14 protein-coding genes and 2 pseudogenes are annotated in these 16,220 nt (G+C 72.0%); 6 read left to right on the top strand and 10 right to left on the bottom strand.

All coding sequences use genetic code 11. From position 1 onward, the window contains the following. Nucleotides 1-42 precede the first annotated feature (42 nt). Genes ID554_RS10695 through ID554_RS10685 form a run of 3 tightly spaced genes read left to right on the top strand, consistent with a single transcriptional unit; the run spans nucleotide 43 to nucleotide 2,172 of the window. Nucleotides 43-549: a DUF2231 domain-containing protein gene (locus ID554_RS10695; RefSeq protein ID WP_117230334.1), complete on the top strand. Its 507-nt coding sequence runs from the start codon at nucleotides 43-45 to the stop codon at nucleotides 547-549. Next, a complete protein-coding gene (locus ID554_RS10690; RefSeq protein ID WP_117230333.1) occupies nucleotides 546-1,058 on the top strand; it encodes an Hsp20/alpha crystallin family protein in 513 nt (170 codons plus the stop codon). Before ID554_RS10695 ends, ID554_RS10690 begins: the two co-directional genes overlap by 4 nt. 7 nt (nucleotides 1,059-1,065) lie before the next feature. Continuing rightward, entirely contained in the window at nucleotides 1,066-2,172 is a 1,107-nt protein-coding gene (locus tag ID554_RS10685; RefSeq protein ID WP_117230332.1) for a glycosyltransferase family 9 protein, read from the top strand. Nucleotides 2,173-2,239: 67 nt separating this feature from the next. Here the strand turns inward: ID554_RS10685 and ID554_RS10680 are convergent, their stop codons facing one another. From ID554_RS10680 to ku, 9 genes and pseudogenes are all read right to left on the bottom strand, one after another. Further along, complete coding sequence (locus tag ID554_RS10680) at nucleotides 2,240-3,106, bottom strand: glycosyltransferase family 2 protein (protein ID WP_117230331.1); 867 nt, start codon at nucleotides 3,104-3,106, stop codon at nucleotides 2,240-2,242. Further along, on the bottom strand, nucleotides 3,103-5,040 hold the full coding sequence (rfaE2, locus tag ID554_RS10675) for a D-glycero-beta-D-manno-heptose 1-phosphate adenylyltransferase (RefSeq protein ID WP_117230330.1): 1,938 nt from the start codon (nucleotides 5,038-5,040) through the stop codon (nucleotides 3,103-3,105). The genes ID554_RS10680 and rfaE2 overlap by 4 nt, the downstream gene beginning before the upstream one ends. A gap of 273 nt (nucleotides 5,041-5,313) precedes the next feature. Continuing rightward, on the bottom strand, nucleotides 5,314-5,805 hold the full coding sequence (locus tag ID554_RS10670; RefSeq protein WP_117230329.1) for an NUDIX domain-containing protein: 492 nt from the start codon (nucleotides 5,803-5,805) through the stop codon (nucleotides 5,314-5,316). A 243-nt stretch (nucleotides 5,806-6,048) separates the two neighbouring features. Beyond that, nucleotides 6,049-6,598, bottom strand: a pseudogene (locus tag ID554_RS10665) (hypothetical protein). 178 nt (nucleotides 6,599-6,776) lie between these two features. Next, nucleotides 6,777-7,913, bottom strand: a complete 1,137-nt coding sequence (locus tag ID554_RS10660) for a glutathione-independent formaldehyde dehydrogenase (RefSeq protein ID WP_117230328.1) — start codon at nucleotides 7,911-7,913, stop codon at nucleotides 6,777-6,779. Nucleotides 7,914-7,954: 41 nt separating this feature from the next. Beyond that, the gene (locus ID554_RS10655) at nucleotides 7,955-8,608 is read right to left on the bottom strand and encodes an HAD family hydrolase (protein WP_117230340.1); all 654 of its coding nucleotides are present in this window, start codon (nucleotides 8,606-8,608) and stop codon (nucleotides 7,955-7,957) included. A 116-nt stretch (nucleotides 8,609-8,724) separates the two neighbouring features. Further along, nucleotides 8,725-9,589, bottom strand: a pseudogene (locus ID554_RS10650) (SCO6745 family protein). A 3-nt stretch (nucleotides 9,590-9,592) separates the two neighbouring features. After that, the gene (locus ID554_RS10645) at nucleotides 9,593-10,240 is read right to left on the bottom strand and encodes an FKBP-type peptidyl-prolyl cis-trans isomerase (protein WP_117230327.1); all 648 of its coding nucleotides are present in this window, start codon (nucleotides 10,238-10,240) and stop codon (nucleotides 9,593-9,595) included. A 169-nt stretch (nucleotides 10,241-10,409) separates the two neighbouring features. Continuing rightward, entirely contained in the window at nucleotides 10,410-11,450 is a 1,041-nt protein-coding gene (gene ku / locus ID554_RS10640) for a non-homologous end joining protein Ku (RefSeq protein ID WP_117230326.1), read from the bottom strand. Nucleotides 11,451-11,536: 86 nt separating this feature from the next. Here ku and ligD (ID554_RS10635) point away from each other — a divergent pair, with 86 nt between their 5' ends. The 3 genes from ligD (ID554_RS10635) (at nucleotide 11,537) to ID554_RS10625 (ending at nucleotide 14,393) form a co-directional block, all read left to right on the top strand. Continuing rightward, complete coding sequence (gene ligD, locus ID554_RS10635; RefSeq protein WP_117230325.1) at nucleotides 11,537-12,478, top strand: non-homologous end-joining DNA ligase; 942 nt, start codon at nucleotides 11,537-11,539, stop codon at nucleotides 12,476-12,478. Continuing rightward, complete coding sequence (gene ligD, locus ID554_RS10630; RefSeq protein ID WP_117230324.1) at nucleotides 12,468-13,379, top strand: non-homologous end-joining DNA ligase; 912 nt, start codon at nucleotides 12,468-12,470, stop codon at nucleotides 13,377-13,379. The genes ligD (ID554_RS10635) and ligD (ID554_RS10630) overlap by 11 nt, the downstream gene beginning before the upstream one ends. Nucleotides 13,380-13,640: 261 nt before the next feature. Then, nucleotides 13,641-14,393 carry a TIGR03089 family protein gene (locus ID554_RS10625; RefSeq protein WP_117230323.1) on the top strand — a complete coding sequence of 251 codons (753 nt, stop codon included), beginning with the start codon at nucleotides 13,641-13,643 and terminating at the stop codon, nucleotides 14,391-14,393. 73 nt (nucleotides 14,394-14,466) lie between these two features. Here the strand turns inward: ID554_RS10625 and ID554_RS10620 are convergent, their stop codons facing one another. Further along, a complete protein-coding gene (locus tag ID554_RS10620) occupies nucleotides 14,467-16,146 on the bottom strand; it encodes a DNA repair helicase XPB (RefSeq protein WP_117230322.1) in 1,680 nt (559 codons plus the stop codon). Nucleotides 16,147-16,220 lie beyond the last annotated feature (74 nt).

The raw sequence follows: 16,220 nt of genomic DNA, 5'->3' as shown, positions 1-16,220 counted from the left end.
AGCCGTCGACGGCGAAACGACCCGAGCAGTGGAGGCCGGACCATGGAGAGCCGACTCAAGGTACTGGGCCACCCGGTGCACCCGATGCTGGTGATGTTCCCGGTGGCCCTGCTGGTCACCGCCGTGCTGTTCGACCTCGTCGACACGCTCGGCGGACCGCGGTTTCTCGGCGAGGTGGCGTACTGGAACCTCACCGTCGGGCTGGTCGGTGGCCTGCTGGCCGCAGTGGCCGGTGCGTTCGACCTGCTGGCCATCCCGGCCGGGACCCGCGCGAAGCGGGTGGGCATCACCCACGCCGTGGCGAACCTCGCAGTGATCCTGCTCTTCGCTGCCGTCTGGGTGGTACGCCTCAACGCCGACACGCGGGCCGCCGGTGGCGCACTGATCGCGATTGAGGTGGTGGCGCTGGGCATTCTCGGCGTCAGCGCCTGGTTGGGTGGGGAACTCGTCGACCGGCTCGGCGTCGGGATCGACCGGGACGCCCATCTCGATGCGCCGAGCTCGCTGCGGCCGGCGTCGGTCGGTCAGCCGACGGGCGGTGTGCGATGACCCGGGGGTGGCGGGGCGGCCAGCAGGGCTGGGATCCGATGGGCGAGTTGCAGTCGCTGCGCGCCGAGCTGAGTCGGTTGCTCGGGGGCCGCCCGGGACCGCCCGAGGTCGAACTGGGCGAGATCCCCGACGGCTGGGAGGTGGTGGTCCGGCTGCCCGGTGTCGCGCCCGAAGAGGTGGCGGTCGAGTTGGACGACCGCGAACTGTGCGTACGGGCCCGGACCGAGGCCGAGGTCAACGCCGACCACGGCATTCCCGGCGGGTTCGAGACGCGGGGCTTCGAGTACCGCATACCGCTGCCGTCCCGGGTGGACCCGGAGGCCATCGACGCGGTGATGGACCACGGCCTGCTGCGGGTACGGCTGCCCCGGGCGACCCGGCCCGCGCCGCGCACCATCACCGTCGGTCGCACCGGGCCCACCGCTGCGGGTACGTCGCGCGGTGTCGACCCGGCGGCGGACCGGGAACTCCACCAGCCGGACGTCACCACCGGCGAGTACGACCGGTAACTCCACCGTGGCCGCCCCGGATCTGCTCGCCCCGGCCACCGGGCTGGTGCCCGACGTGGCCAGGATCGCCGTACTGCGGGCCAATGCGCTCGGTGACTTCATCTTCGTGCTGCCGGCGCTGGACGCGTTGCGGGCCGCGTACCCGGGGGCGGAGATCGTGCTGCTCGGCGCGCCGTGGCACGCGGAGCTGTGGGCCGACCGGCCGGGCCCGGTGGACCGGGTGCAGGTGGTGCCGCCGGCACCGGGCATCCGGGCGGCGGGCCCCGGCGAGCCCGAGTCGAGCATGGTCGACTTCCTGGCCGCCGCCCGCGAGCAGCACTTCGACCTGGCGTTGCAACTGCACGGCGGCGGTGCGAACTCGAACCCGCTGGTCGCCGCGCTCGGTGCCCGGGTCACCGCCGGGCTGCGCGCCGAGGACGCCCCACCGCTGGACCGGTGGCTGCGGTACGTCTACTACCAACCGGAGGTGATCCGCTACCTGGAGGCGGCGGCGCTGGTGGGTGCTCCGGCGACCACGATCACGCCGACGCTGGCGGTCACCGAGGCGGATCGGGCCGAGGCCCGTACCGTGCTCGGGGAGCCGGCGCGTCCCCGGGTGGCACTGCACCCCGGGGCCACCGACACCCGGCGCCGCTGGCCCGCCGACCGGTTCGCCCGGGTGGCCCGGATGCTGCACGCCGACGGGTACGAGGTACTGGTCACCGGTACCCCTGCCGAGCAGGACGTGGTCGACGAGGTGGTGGCGGCGGCCGGGGTGCCGGTCCGGCCCCAGGTCGGCACGCTCAGCCTGGGCGGGCTCGCCGGCTGCTACGCCGGCTGCGAGTTGCTGATCTCCAACGACACCGGTCCGCTGCATCTCGCCGGTGCGGTGGGCACCGCCACGGTCGGCATCTTCTGGGTGGGAAACCTGATCACCACCGCCACCGGACTGCGCGGGCGGCACCGGCCGATCACCTCGTGGACGGTGCACTGCCCGGCCTGCGGAGTGGACTGCACCCCGGGCATCTACCCGCACCGCCCCGGCGACGGCGACTGCCCGCACCGGGACTCCTTCGTCACCGACGTACCGGTCGTCGAGGTCCTCGAAGCCGCCCGCGAACTGCTGTTCCGCTGAGGACGGCGCTGCCGGATGTAAGGAAGGGTCCCCTACTAACGTCTGGTGTATAGGAAGGGTCCCTTCCTCACATCCCAGGGTCGGCGAGGACGACCTCCCACGCCTCCACGTCCCGTTCGGTGACGGTGGTCGGTGACTCCAGGTGGTAGGCCCCGCTGGGCAGGACGCCGGCGCCGCCGTGCCGCGCCAACACGCTGAGCTGGGCGGCGACGTCCTCGCCCTGGTGCCGCTCCTGCACCCGTCGCCAGAACTCGAAACCGCCGCAGTCGACCAGCTTGGCGCGGTCGTACAGGACGCAGCCGCCGATCCAGGAGACCTGGTACGCGCGCCAGCCCCCCACAGGCAACTCCAGTGCCTCGGTGACGTGCAGCAGGTTCGCCGCCGAATGGATCTGAGCCCGGTCCCACTCGGGAGTACCCGGACGGATGCGCTCGGGCACCGGCCGGCCGGTCCACTCCCGGTAGTGCCGGTGCGTCTGCGCGCGTACGTCGTCCAGGTACGACAGTCCGTGCACACCGTTGCCGACGAACCCGCAGCCCAGTTCCTCGATCGCGGTGACCAGCCGGGACAGCGTGCCGGGTTCCAGCCAGACGTCGTCGTCGAGGAAGAGCACGTACCGTGCGGCGGACGCGGCGAGTAGGGCGGCCCGGTGTTCGGCCAGCCCGCGCCGGGGCAGTCGACGGGTCAGCAGCACCGGGTGCCCGCGATACCGCAGGGCGCGGACCATGGTGGCCGCGGCCGGGTGGGCGTACCCGGGTTCGCCGTCGGACTGGTCGCTGACCACCACCCCGAACCCCGGCACCCCCTCCTGGGCGGCGAGCCCGGAGAGGGTGACGGCGAGTTCGGCGGGCCGGTCCCGGGTCGGGACCAGCACGTCGAGCAGACGGTCGGCGCGGAAGTCCGCGTGGTCGCCGGTGTCGAGCGGTCGGTTCACGGTGCCTTGCCGGTCGTCGGCGGGATGCCCGCACCGGGTACCGCCACACCGTCCTGACCGGCGGCGACCTCCTGACCGGCGGCCGCAGCGGAGTCCTGACCGACGGTGACCGCGTCGCCCGCAGCGACCGGTCGGCCCGCGTCGGCCTCCCGGCCCGCGTAGACCGTGTCGACTGAGCCGACCACGTCGACTGTGCCGCCCTGGCCGTGGGCGCGGATCCGGTCGATGATCGCCGAGGTGGACCGGTCCGGCACGTACCCGAGCGTGCGGACCTGCCCGCCCAGCCGCTGCACCAGCGGTGCCTCGGGCACCAGGTCGGGCGGGTAGTCGCCGCCCTTGACGTAGACGTCCGGTCGGATGGCCTCGATCAGCGCGGCCGGCGAGTCCTCCTCGAAGACGACCACGTGGTCGACGCTGGACAGCGCGGCGAGCAGGGCGGTGCGGTCCTCCACCGGGTTGACCGGACGGTCGGCACCCTTGAGCCGGCGGACGCTGTCGTCCGAGTTGACCGCCACCACCAGCAGGTCGCCGAGGGCGCGCGCCTGTTCCAGGTACCGCACGTGGCCCCGGTGCAGCACGTCGAAGCAGCCGTTGGTGAACACGATCGAGCGCCCGTCCCGCCGGTGCTCCGCGATGATCCCGCTTATGCCCTCGACGCCGACCAGCGCCGAGCCGCCGGGCGTCGGGCGGCCCAGCGCGGCCAGCAGGTCGTCGCGTCGGCACACGCAGGTGCCGGTGGCCGTGACGGTGCTGGTCGCGGCGAGTTGGGCGAGCTGCGCGGCGGTCGGCAGTGGCGCACCGGCGGCCAGTGCGAGCGTCATGGCCGCCAGGTACGCGTCACCGGCGCCGACCGCGTGGCTGGCCGGTACCGGTGTGCTGTGGCTGCGGGCGGGTTCTCCCTCGGCGCCGCCCACCACCGCACCGTCGGTGTCCAGGGTCACCGCGACCACGTCCGCGCCGGTGTGCGCACGCAGCTCCGCCAGCCGGGACTCAGCCAGTACGGCCCGGTCGACGCCCGCTCCGGCGTCGGCGTTCACGGTCACCCCGGTGCCGGTCACGCTGAGCCCGTCGCGGGTCATCGCGACCCGGCCCTCACCGGGGGTGGGCTCACCGGTCGGTCCGTCGGTGCACCGCAACCCGCCCGGCGCGGCGCCCACGGTCAGCTCCGACGGCCCGTCGTTCGGGTCCACCTCGGGATGTTCCAGGTGCAGGTCGGTCGGAGCGTCGGCGGCGGCCAGTCCGGCGGTTCCGGCGCGGGCGAGCAGTCGGCTCGCCTCCGCGAAGCTCGGCGTCACCACGGTCGGGGCGAGGCCGCGCCAGTCGGCGAGGTCGTGCGCGTCCAGCGCGACGGTGGCGTACCGGTTGCGGTGCGCGACCAGCCAGGCGCGTACCGGTGCCGGTAGCGCGCCCAGCCCGTAGTCGCAGATCACCAGCGTCGGGGCTTCTCCACCGGCGGCGGCCTGCAACTCCTCGGTCGCGCAGTCGAGGGCGGTGAGCAGGCAGTCCACGCCCACGTCGGTGAGCGGGTCGTCCGGGTCGCCGGAGTCCTCGCGGAGCAGGATCTGGTCGGCGGCCAGCATCCGGCGCTTGACCGGGGTGGGGCGGCCCGGTTGGCTGACGGTCCGGTCCCAGACGCCCGCCCGGTCCAGACAGTCGTGCAGCTCGTCGCCGGCCACATCGGCACCGACCGGCGCCACCAGCACCGACCGGCCGCCGAGGGCGGCGACGTTGACCGCGGTGTTGGCCGCGCCGCCCGCCGCCGAGATGCGGCGCCGCAGGGTGAGTACCGGGGCCGGGGCCTCCCGGCACAGCCGGTCGGAGTCGGCGAACCGCCATTCGTCGAGCATGGCGTCGCCGATCACCAGGACCGGGCGCCCGAGCCAGCTCTGCACGACGTCGGCGAGCCGGAGCTGTTCCGCTGCTGCTCGTGCCATGCCGGCGGATCCCCGGGCCGGTCCGGGTCAAACCTGCCGGATCGGCGACGGGTGCGGGGTGGGTCACGCACCATGGGGCTTTTCGGGCGTACGCGGCCGGGAAGGGTTCGGCTGACCCCCTGGAGAGGAATTGGAGGCGAAGACCCAGACACTCCTCTGACGCGGCCCCCGATCGTGGCAGTGTGGCTGCTCGACACGCCGACGCGCGAACAGCTACACCGCCACGATGAAACGCGCATCACCACGGCGGCGGCGGGGGACGCTCCGGTGAGGTCACTTGAGGATCAGGCGGTTGGTCTGCTCGAAGACGTCCAGGTCGGCGAGGGTTTCCAGGACGCTCGTGGAGAGCGGCTGCGGCAGTGCCTCGCGGTGGAAGAAGCCGGCGTCGGTGGTCTCCTCGGTGACCCGGGCCAGTCGGCCGTCCCACTCCTCGACCCGGAACGCGGCCGTGAAGATCTGGTACGTGTGGCCGTACATGTTGGTGTGGGTGCGGTCGGGTCCGGTGTAGAGGGCGAAGGCGCTGACCCGCAGTGCCCGCAGTCCGGTCTCCTCGCGTACCTCCCGCACGGCGCAGTCGGCGATGGACTCGCCCAGCTCCATCGCACCGGCGGGCATCGCCCACTGCCCGTTGTCGGAGCGTCGGATCAGCAGGATCCGCGCGGAGCTGTCGCGGACCACGGCGCGGGCGCCGACGAACATCAGCGTACGGTCGCCGGCCAGGGCACGTAGCTGGCCGACGTACGAATCGGCCCAGGAGATGCTCACCCGGACAAAGTACGGGGGTTCTCGCCGTGGATGTGCCGGAACCGGCCACGCCGTCACGTTTCCGGGCGCATCATCGCCGTTAGGGACAGGGGGGGGGCTCTCGAAGACTCACTCCCGGTGGGTGGCCCCGGCGTTCGCACCGCGCCGGGGCCACCCGTTCCTTGCGGGGCGACCCGCACTGCCAGTATTGCGAAACTTGTTCGCATCTGTCCCGCTGATGGGGAAATAATCCCAGCTCAGGCCCTATTCGGCGGTGTCGACCAGGACCTTTCCGACGACCGAGTCCTCCACCGCCCGGTGCGCGTCGGCGGTCGCCGACAGCCGAAAACGGTGCAGCGGCAGGCCGGCCTCCTCGCCCACCCGGATGCCGCCCTGGGCGGCGGCCGCCGCCACGTCCACCGCCTGTGCCTTCTCCGCGCTGCTCACGGTGGCGATCACGCAGGCGTCGGCCCGGGACGCGAGTTGGATCGCGGCGATGCCCACCGCACCCGCGCCGCCCTGGACCAGCACCGTGTGATCGCTCAACGCGCCCGGGCCCAGGCTGTCCGGCAGGTACTCGCCGGAGTCAGGCAGCGGTGCGCGGTCAGGAACGGGATGCCCAGGCAGGCACCCTGGCCTGGTGTCTGCCAGCCCGTCGGTAGCGGGGCCTGGCGGCGGGCCTTCCAGTCGGTCGGATTCACCCCGGAGCAGGCGACGCGGACCAGCACCTCACCTTGACCGGGTCCGGCACCGGCCGGTCCACCACCTGGAACACCGTGGGGTCGCCGGTGCGCTCGTACACGATCGTCCCCATCGCGCCCTCCTCGCCTCGCCGTGGGCGCCGTTGCCCTACCCGGCGGACCGGTGCCCATGCCGACCCGGCGACGGCCGGTGATCGGACGACCGGCGCAAGGAGCGGACATGCGGGCACGTAGCGGACGTCCGGAGCAGTGGGTCCCGACAACCCACCCCGCCCAGCGCGGCTGTGCCGGTCAGGCGGCCGGCTTGAGCACCACCTTCGAATAGCCCTCCTCGCGCCGATCGAAGCGCTGGTACGCCTCCGGCGCCGCGTCCAGAGGCAGTTCCTTGCTCACCACGAAGCTCGGCTTCGCCCGGCCCGCGATGATCAGGTTGCGCAGGTACTCGTTGTACGCCTTGACGTTGGCCTGGCCGGTACCCATCCGCAAGCCCTTCTCGAAGAACTTGCCCATCTTGAACAGCAGCTCACCGCGGCCGGAGTGCTCATCCGGAGCGCCCGGGTCGTGCGCCAGATAGAGCCCGACCACACCGATCACGCCGGTCGCCCGGACCACCTCGACCAGGCTGTTCAGGACCGATGCCGGATGCTCCTCGCCACCCTTGCCGGACGCCTGGTAGCCGACCGCGTCCACACCCCGGTCGGTGCCGACGCCGCCGGTGCGGTCCCGGATCTGTTCGACCGGGTCCCCGGCGGAGAAATCGATCGGAGTGGCGCCGATCGACTCGGCCAGCCGCAACCGGTCCGGCACCCGGTCGACCAGGAACACCTCCGCCGCGCCCCGCAGCATCGCCGAGTACGCGGCCATCAGGCCGACCGGCCCACCGCCCATCACGGTGATCGTCTCGCCCGGCCGCATCTCGCTCATGGCCACCCCGTGGTAGCCGGTGGGGAAGATGTCCGCCAGCATCGCGAAGTCGTTCTCGTGCTCCGTGCCCGGCGGCAGTTTCAGACAGTTGAAGTCGGCGAACGGCACCCGGAGGTACTCCGCCTGCCCGCCCCGGTACGGCCCCATCGACACGTAGCCGTACGCGCCACCGGCGAAGCCTGGATTGACGGTCAGGCAGAAGCCGGTCTTGCCCTCACGGCAGTTGCGGCAGAAGCCGCAGGCGACGTTGAACGGCATGCAAACCCGGTCACCCGTACGCAGGCTCACCACGCCCGGCCCGGCCTCCACGATCGTGCCCATGTTCTCGTGCCCGAGGACGATGCCCGGCTCGGCGTCCGTCCGGCCCTCGTACATGTGCAGGTCGGAACCGCAGATCGCGGTCGTCGTGATCTGCACGATCACGTCCGTCGGCGCCTCGATCGTCGGGTCCGGGACCTCGGTGACCGCGACATCGTGTGCTCCCTGATACATCACAGCCCTCATGCCACCGACCGTAAGCCGGTCGGTGACCGCGAGGTGGCGGTTCAGCCGAGCCGGTCGACGATCTGCGGGGTCAGCTCACCGATCGAGCCGAGCACCCTCGCCGCCAGCCGCTGCGCGTCCGGATCCAGCGGGTACGACCCGTGCGGCACCGCCACCACGACCATCCCGGCGGCGGCAGCCGACCGGATGCCGTTGGAGGAGTCCTCCACCGCGACGCAACGGGCCGGGTCGACACCGAGGCGTTCCGCCACCGTCAGGTACACATCCGGCGCCGGCTTGCCGCGTGCCGTCTCCTCCGTGGACAACGTGCTGCCGAACGCGTCGGTCAGGCCGGTGGCCGTCAGCGCCGCCGCGATCAGCCGGGTCGGCGACGAACTGGCCAGCCCCAGCGGCCACCGCGCGGCCAACCGGCGCACCACCTCGTCCGCTCCGTCGATCAGCGGTACGCGTTGCGCGTACCGCCGGCTCATCTCGTCGACCACTTCGGTGGCGACCTGCTCGGCGGTCCGCCGTACGCCCAGCTCGCCGCTGAGATAGTGGGCCCACTCGCCGGTGCTCATGCCCATCAGCCGGCGCTGGGTGTCCGGCTGCCAGGTGCCGCCGTACGTCGCCACGTACGCCCGACGGACCTCCTCCCAGACCGGCTCGGAGTCCACGATCACGCCGTCCAGGTCGAAGACCACCGCATCCACCACGGGCACCATCCTGCCGCACCCGCAGCTGAGTGAAAGGAAGGGTCCCCTGCTAACGCCTCGTGTATAGGAAGGGACCCTTCCTAACGTCCAACCGGCGGACCGCAGCGGGCCGTGCTCTACCGAGCGGGTAGGCCGATCGGGGTGTCCGGCGGGATCACCCGGTGGGCGGCCAGGGCGATCGGGTCGAGCAGTTCGCGCAGTCGTTCCGTCCGCGCCGTGCCCAGCGCCTGCCAAGGGCGGGCGGCGGCGTGATCGGTGGCCTCCTCGACGGCTCGGAAACCGGCCCGGCCACGGTCCGTCGGCCGTCCGTCCGGGGTCAGCCAACCCCGGTCGGCCAGCCGCTCCCGTGCCTGCGCCCACTCCTGCTCCGACCAGCCCCGGCCGAGCAGATCGGCGGGCGGCATGTCGACCGCGACCCGCCAGGCCAGCGTCTCCACCGGATCGAGGTCGGCGGCGACCAGAGCCGCCACGTGCCCGTCACCGCGATGCTCGCGCAGCGTGGTGGCGGCCTGCCAGAGCCGGGCCAGCGGGTACTCACCGCGCGGCAGCGCGGCGTTGGCGGCCCCGAGCACCCGGACGGCGGCACCGACCTCGTCGGCGGCGGCCGACAACAACTCGGCGGCCTCGGCCAGGTGCTGCTCGGGCAGCTCGTAGACCAGCTCGGCGAGGGCCTGCACCGCGCCGGTCAGCCGGGACCGCAGCGCCTCCTCGGGGCCGGCCAACTGCCACACCGCCGGCAGGGCACGCGCCACCATGTGCGGGGCGAAGGTGGAGAAGGCCGCGACCACCGGGGCGGGACCGGTCGGCCCGAGCGGGGCGGCCCGGCCGGCGAAATAGCCCCGCCAGTACCCGCGCAGCCCGGCCGCCTCGTAGGCGGCGCGGGCGCGCGGGTGGAAGTTAGGTGACGGTGTGCACCGGCTCGTAGTGCGTCCACATCAACCGGGCCGTCCGCCCGGGCTCGTCCGCCGTCGCCACCGTCATCTCCTACTGGGCGGCGAGGATGTCCACCACGAAGCGCAGCGGGCCGGCCGGCCGCCCACCCGCGCCGTCCGTGCCGTACGCCTGCTCGGCCGGGATGTCGAGCTGCACCCGGCTGCCCACCTTGACCCCGACCAGGCCCTTGTCCCAGCCCTCGATGACCTGTCCGACCCCGATCGGGAAGGTGGCCGGCTGCCCCCGGTCCCAGGAGGAGTCGAACTGCTCGCCGTTGGCGAAGAGTACGCCCACGTAGTTCGTGGTGATGGATTGCCCGGTGGTGACGGCCGGCCCGGTCCCCTCGATCAGCGGGGTCACGGTGAGCTTGGTCAGTTCGCCCTCACCGCCGGTCACGTTCGGCTTGGTGCCGAGCGCCGGGTCCGCGCCCTCGGGCAGTTGCGGGGCCGGCGGCGCACCCGGCGCACCCGGCTCGGCGGGGGCGTCCGCCGGGGCCGAGGGCGAGCCGGCAACCTGCTCGGGAGCGTCGTCGCCGCCGCGCTGGCCGACGATCACGAAGACGGTGATCAGCACCGCGACCACGGCGATCCCGGCGAACCCACCGGCCCAGGCCTGCCGCCGCCGCTTGGCCTCGGCCGCCTTCTGGGCCGCCAACTGTTCGGCCAGTCGCCGTCGTGCCTTGGTCCCCTGCTCGCTCACGTCCTCGACTCCCCTGCTGAGAGGTGTGGGTGCGTCCGGCTACAGACGCCGTCGCCGACACACGGTACCTGGTAGCCGACGTAGTTCCGACCGTCGATCGTGACCCGTGGGAATTGTGCGGCTGCCGGGACAACGGGGAACGGGCGCGACGGGCCGGGACGATCGGCGGTCAGGCGGTCTTACGGGGAGCCGTCTTCCTGGCCGGGGACTTCGCGGCCTTGGTCGCCTTCTTCTCGGCGGTCTTCTTGGCCTGCTCGGCCTTCTTCGCCGGTGCCTTCTTCGTGCCGCCGCCCTTCGCGTCGGTGGCCTTCGTACCGGTGGCCTTCTTCCCGGCGGTCTTCGCCGGTGCCTTCTTCGCGGTTGTTTTCTTCTGCGCCGAGCGGGCGGACGTGATCGGGGTGGGTTCACCGGCACCACCGCCGCCGCCCTCGCCACGGGCCGCCCTGGCCCGCTCCACCGAGGCCTTCAGAGCGGCCATCAGGTCGATGGCGGCGGGCGGTGCCTCCTCGACCTCCTCCGGCTGGACGACCTCACGGCCCTCCACCTTCGCGTCGATGACCTCCTGGAGGGCCGCCCGGTAGTCGTCGGTGAACTCGTCCGGATGGAAGTCACCGGCCATCGAGTCGACGAGCGAGGTGGCCATCGCCAGCTCCGGCGGCCGGACCTTGAGGTCCTCGTCCAGGAAGCCGAAGGCCGGCTTACGGATCTCGTCGGGCCAGAGCATGGTGTTCAACAGCAGCACGCTCTCACGTACCCGCAGGGTGGCCAACTGCTCGCGCTGGCGCAGCGCCACCTTGACGATCGCCACCCGCTCGGAGTCGGTCAGCGCGTCCCGCAACAGCAGGTACGGCTTGGTCGCCGTGCCCTCCGGCTCCAGGAAGTACGCCTTGTTGTAGAGGATCGGGTCGACCTGTTCGGCCGGTACGAACTCCAGCACGTCGATCGCGTGGGAAGTGCTCAACGGTAGTTCGGCGAAGTCCTCGTCGGTCAGGATCACCATCTCCCCGCCGCCGATGTCGTAGCCCTTGGCGATGTCGTCGTAGCTGACCTCCTCGCCGCAGACCTGACAGGTGCGCTTGTACCGGATCCGTCCTCCGTCGGACCGGTGCACCTGATGGAACCGGATGTCCTTCTCCTCGGTCGCGGAGTACAGCTTCACCGCGATCGAGACAAGGCCGAACGACACGGCCCCCTTCCAGATGGCCCGCATCCTGCGCCCTCCTTCCCCGGTATCGACCATGCTCGCATCAGACGGAACCGGGCGTGAGGCGTTCTGCCTGCTACTACAGTCGGTTCGTGCCCGGCGCGCCACTGAAGCCGATGCTCGCGGTGACCCGGCAACTCCCCGCCGGCGCCGGGTGGGCGTACGAGTTCAAGTGGGACGGCGTACGCGCACTGGCCGACATCGCCGCCGGACGGCAGCACCTCTACGCGCGCTCCGGTGTGGAGATCACCACCGCCTACCCCGAGCTGATTCCGCTCGGTGAACAGGTCGACGACGCGCTGCTCGACGGTGAGGTGGTCCTCTTCGACCGGGCCGGTCGACCCTCGTTCACCGCTCTGGCCGAGCGGATGCACGTACGGGACCCGGTCAAGGCGGCCCGGCTGGCGGCGACCGTGCCGGTCACGTACATGATCTTCGACCTGTTGCGGCTGCGCGGCACGGACCTCACCGGCTGGCCGTACACCCGGCGTCGGGAAGCCCTGGACGCGCTGGGGCTGGGGGCGGCGCGGTGGACGGTGCCACCGGTCTTCACCGATGGCCCGGCCACCTACGACGTCGCCGGTGAGCACGGCCTGGAAGGGGTGGTGGCCAAGCGGGCGGACTCGACCTACCGGCCCGGCGTGCGCTCGCCGGACTGGGTCAAGGTCAAGCTGGAGGTGACCGGCGACTTCGTGATCGGCGGCTGGCGCCCCGGTGCCCGCCGGATCGGTGGCCTGCTGGTCGGGGTGCCCGGCGCCGGTGGACGGCTGGTCTACCGAGGGCGGGTCGGTGGCGGCATCGGAACGGCCCTGGAACGCGAGCTGCTGCGCGAACTGGAGCCGCTGCGGACCATCGCCTCTCCGTTCGGCGGCGACGTGCCACGGGAGGATGCCCGGGGCGCGATCTGGGTGACCCCCCAGGTGGTGGTGGAGGTCAAGTACGGCCAGCGCACGCCGGACGGGCGACTGCGGTTCCCCCGAGTCCTGCGACTGCGGCCGGACAAGTCGGCCGAGGAGGTGGACGATGCCAACTGACCGCCTCCGGGTCGACGTCGCCGGACGCACCCTGGAGCTGTCGAACCTGGACAAGATCCTCTATCCGAAGGCCGGCTTCACCAAGGGCGAGGTGATCGACTACTACACCCGGATCTCGCCGGTGCTGCTGCCGCACCTGTGCGACCGGGCGCTGACCCGGATCCGCTACCCGAACGGGGTGGAGGGCAACTCCTTCTTCGAGAAGAACGCCCCGGCCGCCACGCCGTCCTGGGTACACGTCGAGACGTTGCCCGCGCCCGGCTCGACGAAGGGCCGGGAGAGCATCGACTACGTGGTCGCCGACGACCTGCCCACCCTGGTCTGGCTGGCCAACCTCGCCGCCCTGGAACTGCACACCCCGCAGTGGAAGGTCGGCGGGCACCCGGACCTGATGGTGGTCGACCTGGACCCCGGGCCGCCGGCGACCCTGCGGCAGTGCTGCCAGGTGGCGCTGCTGCTGCGCGACCGGCTGGCCGCCGACGGGGTGGACAGCTACCCGAAGACCTCCGGCAAGAAGGGCATGCAGCTCTGCTGCCCGATCGCCGGCACCCAGTCCGCCGACGACGTGACCGGGTACGCCCGGCGGATCGCCCAGGAACTGGAGCGTGAGCACCCGAAGCTGATCGTGTCGAAGATGGCGAAGAACCTCCGGCCCGGCAAGGTCTTCATCGACTGGAGCCAGAACAACGCGGCGAAGACCACGGTGGCCCCGTACTCGCTGCGGGCCCAGCCCGTGCCCTCGGTGTCCGCGCCGCTGACCTGGGACGAGGTGGAGGCCGGCGCGGCCGGCAAGCGACCGTCGACGCGGCCCTACACGGCCGGCGAGGTGCTGGACCGGGTCGAGGAGCACGGCGACCTGCTCGCTCCGCTGCGCGAACCTGGGCGTGCGCTGCCGGAGTAAGGAAGGGCACCTTGTTAACGCCTCCGGTATAGCAGGGGACCCTTCCTAACCGCCCTGGCCCAGGCGGTCGTGGTCAGCCGGGACCTGGACTGTAGCGCCAGCACGAACTCGCCCACCGAGACGGCGAAGTACGCCAGGTCGTCGACACGTCCCCGGTCCGCCGTGTCGCCGGGCAGCCAGCCGCGCACCGACCACGGGAAGGGACAGTCCTCGCCGGGGCCCTCATTTCGTCACCGAGTGTGGGCAAGGGACTATCGACGGATGGAGACCGCCCTGCCCGTACTGTCCGCCACCGGCCTCGCCGAGCGGGACCGGCCGCTGATCACCTATCTCGATCACCGCACCGGCGAACGGCACGAGCTGTCCGCCGCCGAGCTGGGTCGCTGGTCGGCGCGGGCGGCCGGCCTGCTGCGTGACGGGTGCATGCTGGCCCCGGGAAGCCGGGTCGCGGTGCTGCTGCCGCCGCACTGGCGTACCGCTGCGGTGCTGCTCGGTGCCGGGTCGGTGGGGATGGCGGTGTCGTTCCGGCCGTGGGCCACCGCCGGGCTGCCGGTGCTGGAGCCGGGCGGTGATCGGCCGTACGACGCCGTGCTGGTCACCCCGGAACGGCTCGACGACTGGCTGGAGGACGTGCCGGAGGGCCTGCACCGCTACCTCGTCGGCACCGGGCCGGAGCCGCTGACCGACGTGCCGACCGGTTGGCTCGACTGGTCCGTGGAGGTTTTGCGACACAGCGAGGCCCCGACCGACCGTCCCGTGCTGCATGCCGGTGACGCGGCCAGCCCGGACGGCACCAGCTACGCCGAGTGGGGCTCGATCGCGAAGGTCGTCGCCGAGCAACTCGACCTGCGGGTCGGTGACCGGCTGCTGGTCGACGTCACCGAGCACGACCAGCCGTTGAAGTGGCTGCTGGCCCCGCTCTCCGCCGGTGCCTCCGTGGTGCTCTGCGCCAACCCCGACCCGGAGAGCCGGGACGCGATCGTCGCCGCCGAGCAGATCACCCGAGTCCTCTGATCTTCGGCTCCGAGATGTTAGGAAGGGACCCCTGCTATACCGGAGACGGTAGTAGGGGTCCCTTCCTTGCACCTCAGTCGACGGTCGGTAGGGGTGGGCCGAGGACGTCGTCGGCGTCGACGATGGTGTACGCGTACCCCTGCTCGGCGAGGAAGCGCTGGCGGTGGGCGGCGTACTCGGTGTCGATGGTGTCCCGCGAGACGACGGTGTAGAAGTGCGCCTGCCGGCCGTCGGCCTTCGGACGCAGCACCCGGCCCAACCGTTGCGCCTCCTCCTGGCGGGAGCCGAACGTGCCGGACACCTGGATCGCCACCGCCGCCTCGGGCAGGTCGATCGAGAAGTTGCCGACCTTGGAGATCACCAGGGTGCGGATCTCGCCAGAACGGAACGCGTCGAACAGCCGCTCGCGTTCCTTGTTGGTGGTCGAGCCCTGCACGATCGGGGCGTCCAGGTATTCACCGAGCTGGTGCAACTGGTCGATGTACGCGCCGATCACCAGTGTCTGTTCCTCCGGGTGCCGCTCGACCAGTGCGCGTACCACCGGCAGCTTGGTGCGGGCGGTGGCTGCCATCCGGTAGCGCTCCTCGGCCTCCGCCGTCGCGTACGACATCCGCTCGGCGTCGGTCAGGGTGACCCTGACCTCGGTGCAGTGTGCCGGGGCGATCCAGCCCTGCGACTCGATGTCCTTCCACGGCGCGTCGTACCGCTTCGGGCCGATCAGGCTGAACACGTCGCCCTCCCGGCCGTCCTCGCGGACCAGGGTGGCGGTCAGCCCGAGTCGGCGGCGGGCCTGGAGGTCGGCGGTGAACCGGAAGATCGGCGCGGGCAGCAGGTGCACCTCGTCGTAGACGACCAGACCCCAGTCGCGGGCGCCGAACAGGTCCAGGTGGGTGAAGGCGCCGCCGCGCCGTGAGGTGAGCACCTGGTACGTGGCGATGGTGACCGGCCGGATCTCCTTGCGCTCGCCGGAGTACTCGCCGATCTCCTCCTCGGTCAGCGAGGTACGGGCGATCAGCTCCCGCTTCCACTGCCGGCCGGCGACCGTGTTGGTGACCAGGATCAGTGTGGTCGCCTTCGCCTCGGCCATCGCCGCCGCACCGACCAGCGTCTTGCCGGCGCCGCAGGGCAGCACCACCACGCCCGAGCCGCCCGCCCAGAACGCCTCGACGGCCTCCCGCTGGTACGACCGCAGCGTCCACGGCTTGCCGCCGTCCTCGCCGCCCTGCGCCAGCTCGATCGGGTGGGCCTCGCCGTCGACGTACCCGGCCAGGTCCTCCGCCGGCCAGCCGAGCTTGAGCAGGGCCTGCTTGAGTCGGCCCCGCTCGGACGGGTGCACCGCCACGGTGTCGTCGTCGATCTTGTTGCCGAGCATTCCGGCGAGCTTCTTGCTCTTGGCCACCTCGACCAGCACCATCCGGTCGAGGGCCCGCAGGACCAGGCCGTGCGCCGGGTCGTTGGCGAGCTGGAGTCGGCCGTACCGGTCCATGGTCTCGGCCACGTCCACCAGCAGGGCGTGCGGCACCGGATAGCGGGAGTACTTGATCAACGCGTCCACCACGCCCTCGGCGTCGTGGCCGGCGGCCCGGGCGTTCCAGAGCCCGAGCGGGGTCAACCGGTAGGTGTGCACGTGCTCGGGGGAGCGCTCCAGCTCCGCGAAGGGCGCGATGACCATCCGGCAGGCCTGCGCATCGGAGTGATCGATCTCCAGCAGCAGCGTCTTGTCCGACTGCACGATCAGTGGTCCACCGCTCACGCGGAACCCCCTCCTCGGTACGGCTGATCAGGCCGCTCCGGCAGGTGGCTGACCTGCCGACGGGCGACCATCCA

This window comes from Micromonospora craniellae (genome assembly GCF_014764405.1).
In the GTDB taxonomy this organism is placed as follows: domain Bacteria; phylum Actinomycetota; class Actinomycetes; order Mycobacteriales; family Micromonosporaceae; genus Micromonospora; species Micromonospora craniellae.
The sequence above is the reverse complement of the archived record's forward strand: the minus strand, read 5'-3'. Positions and strand labels throughout refer to the sequence as shown.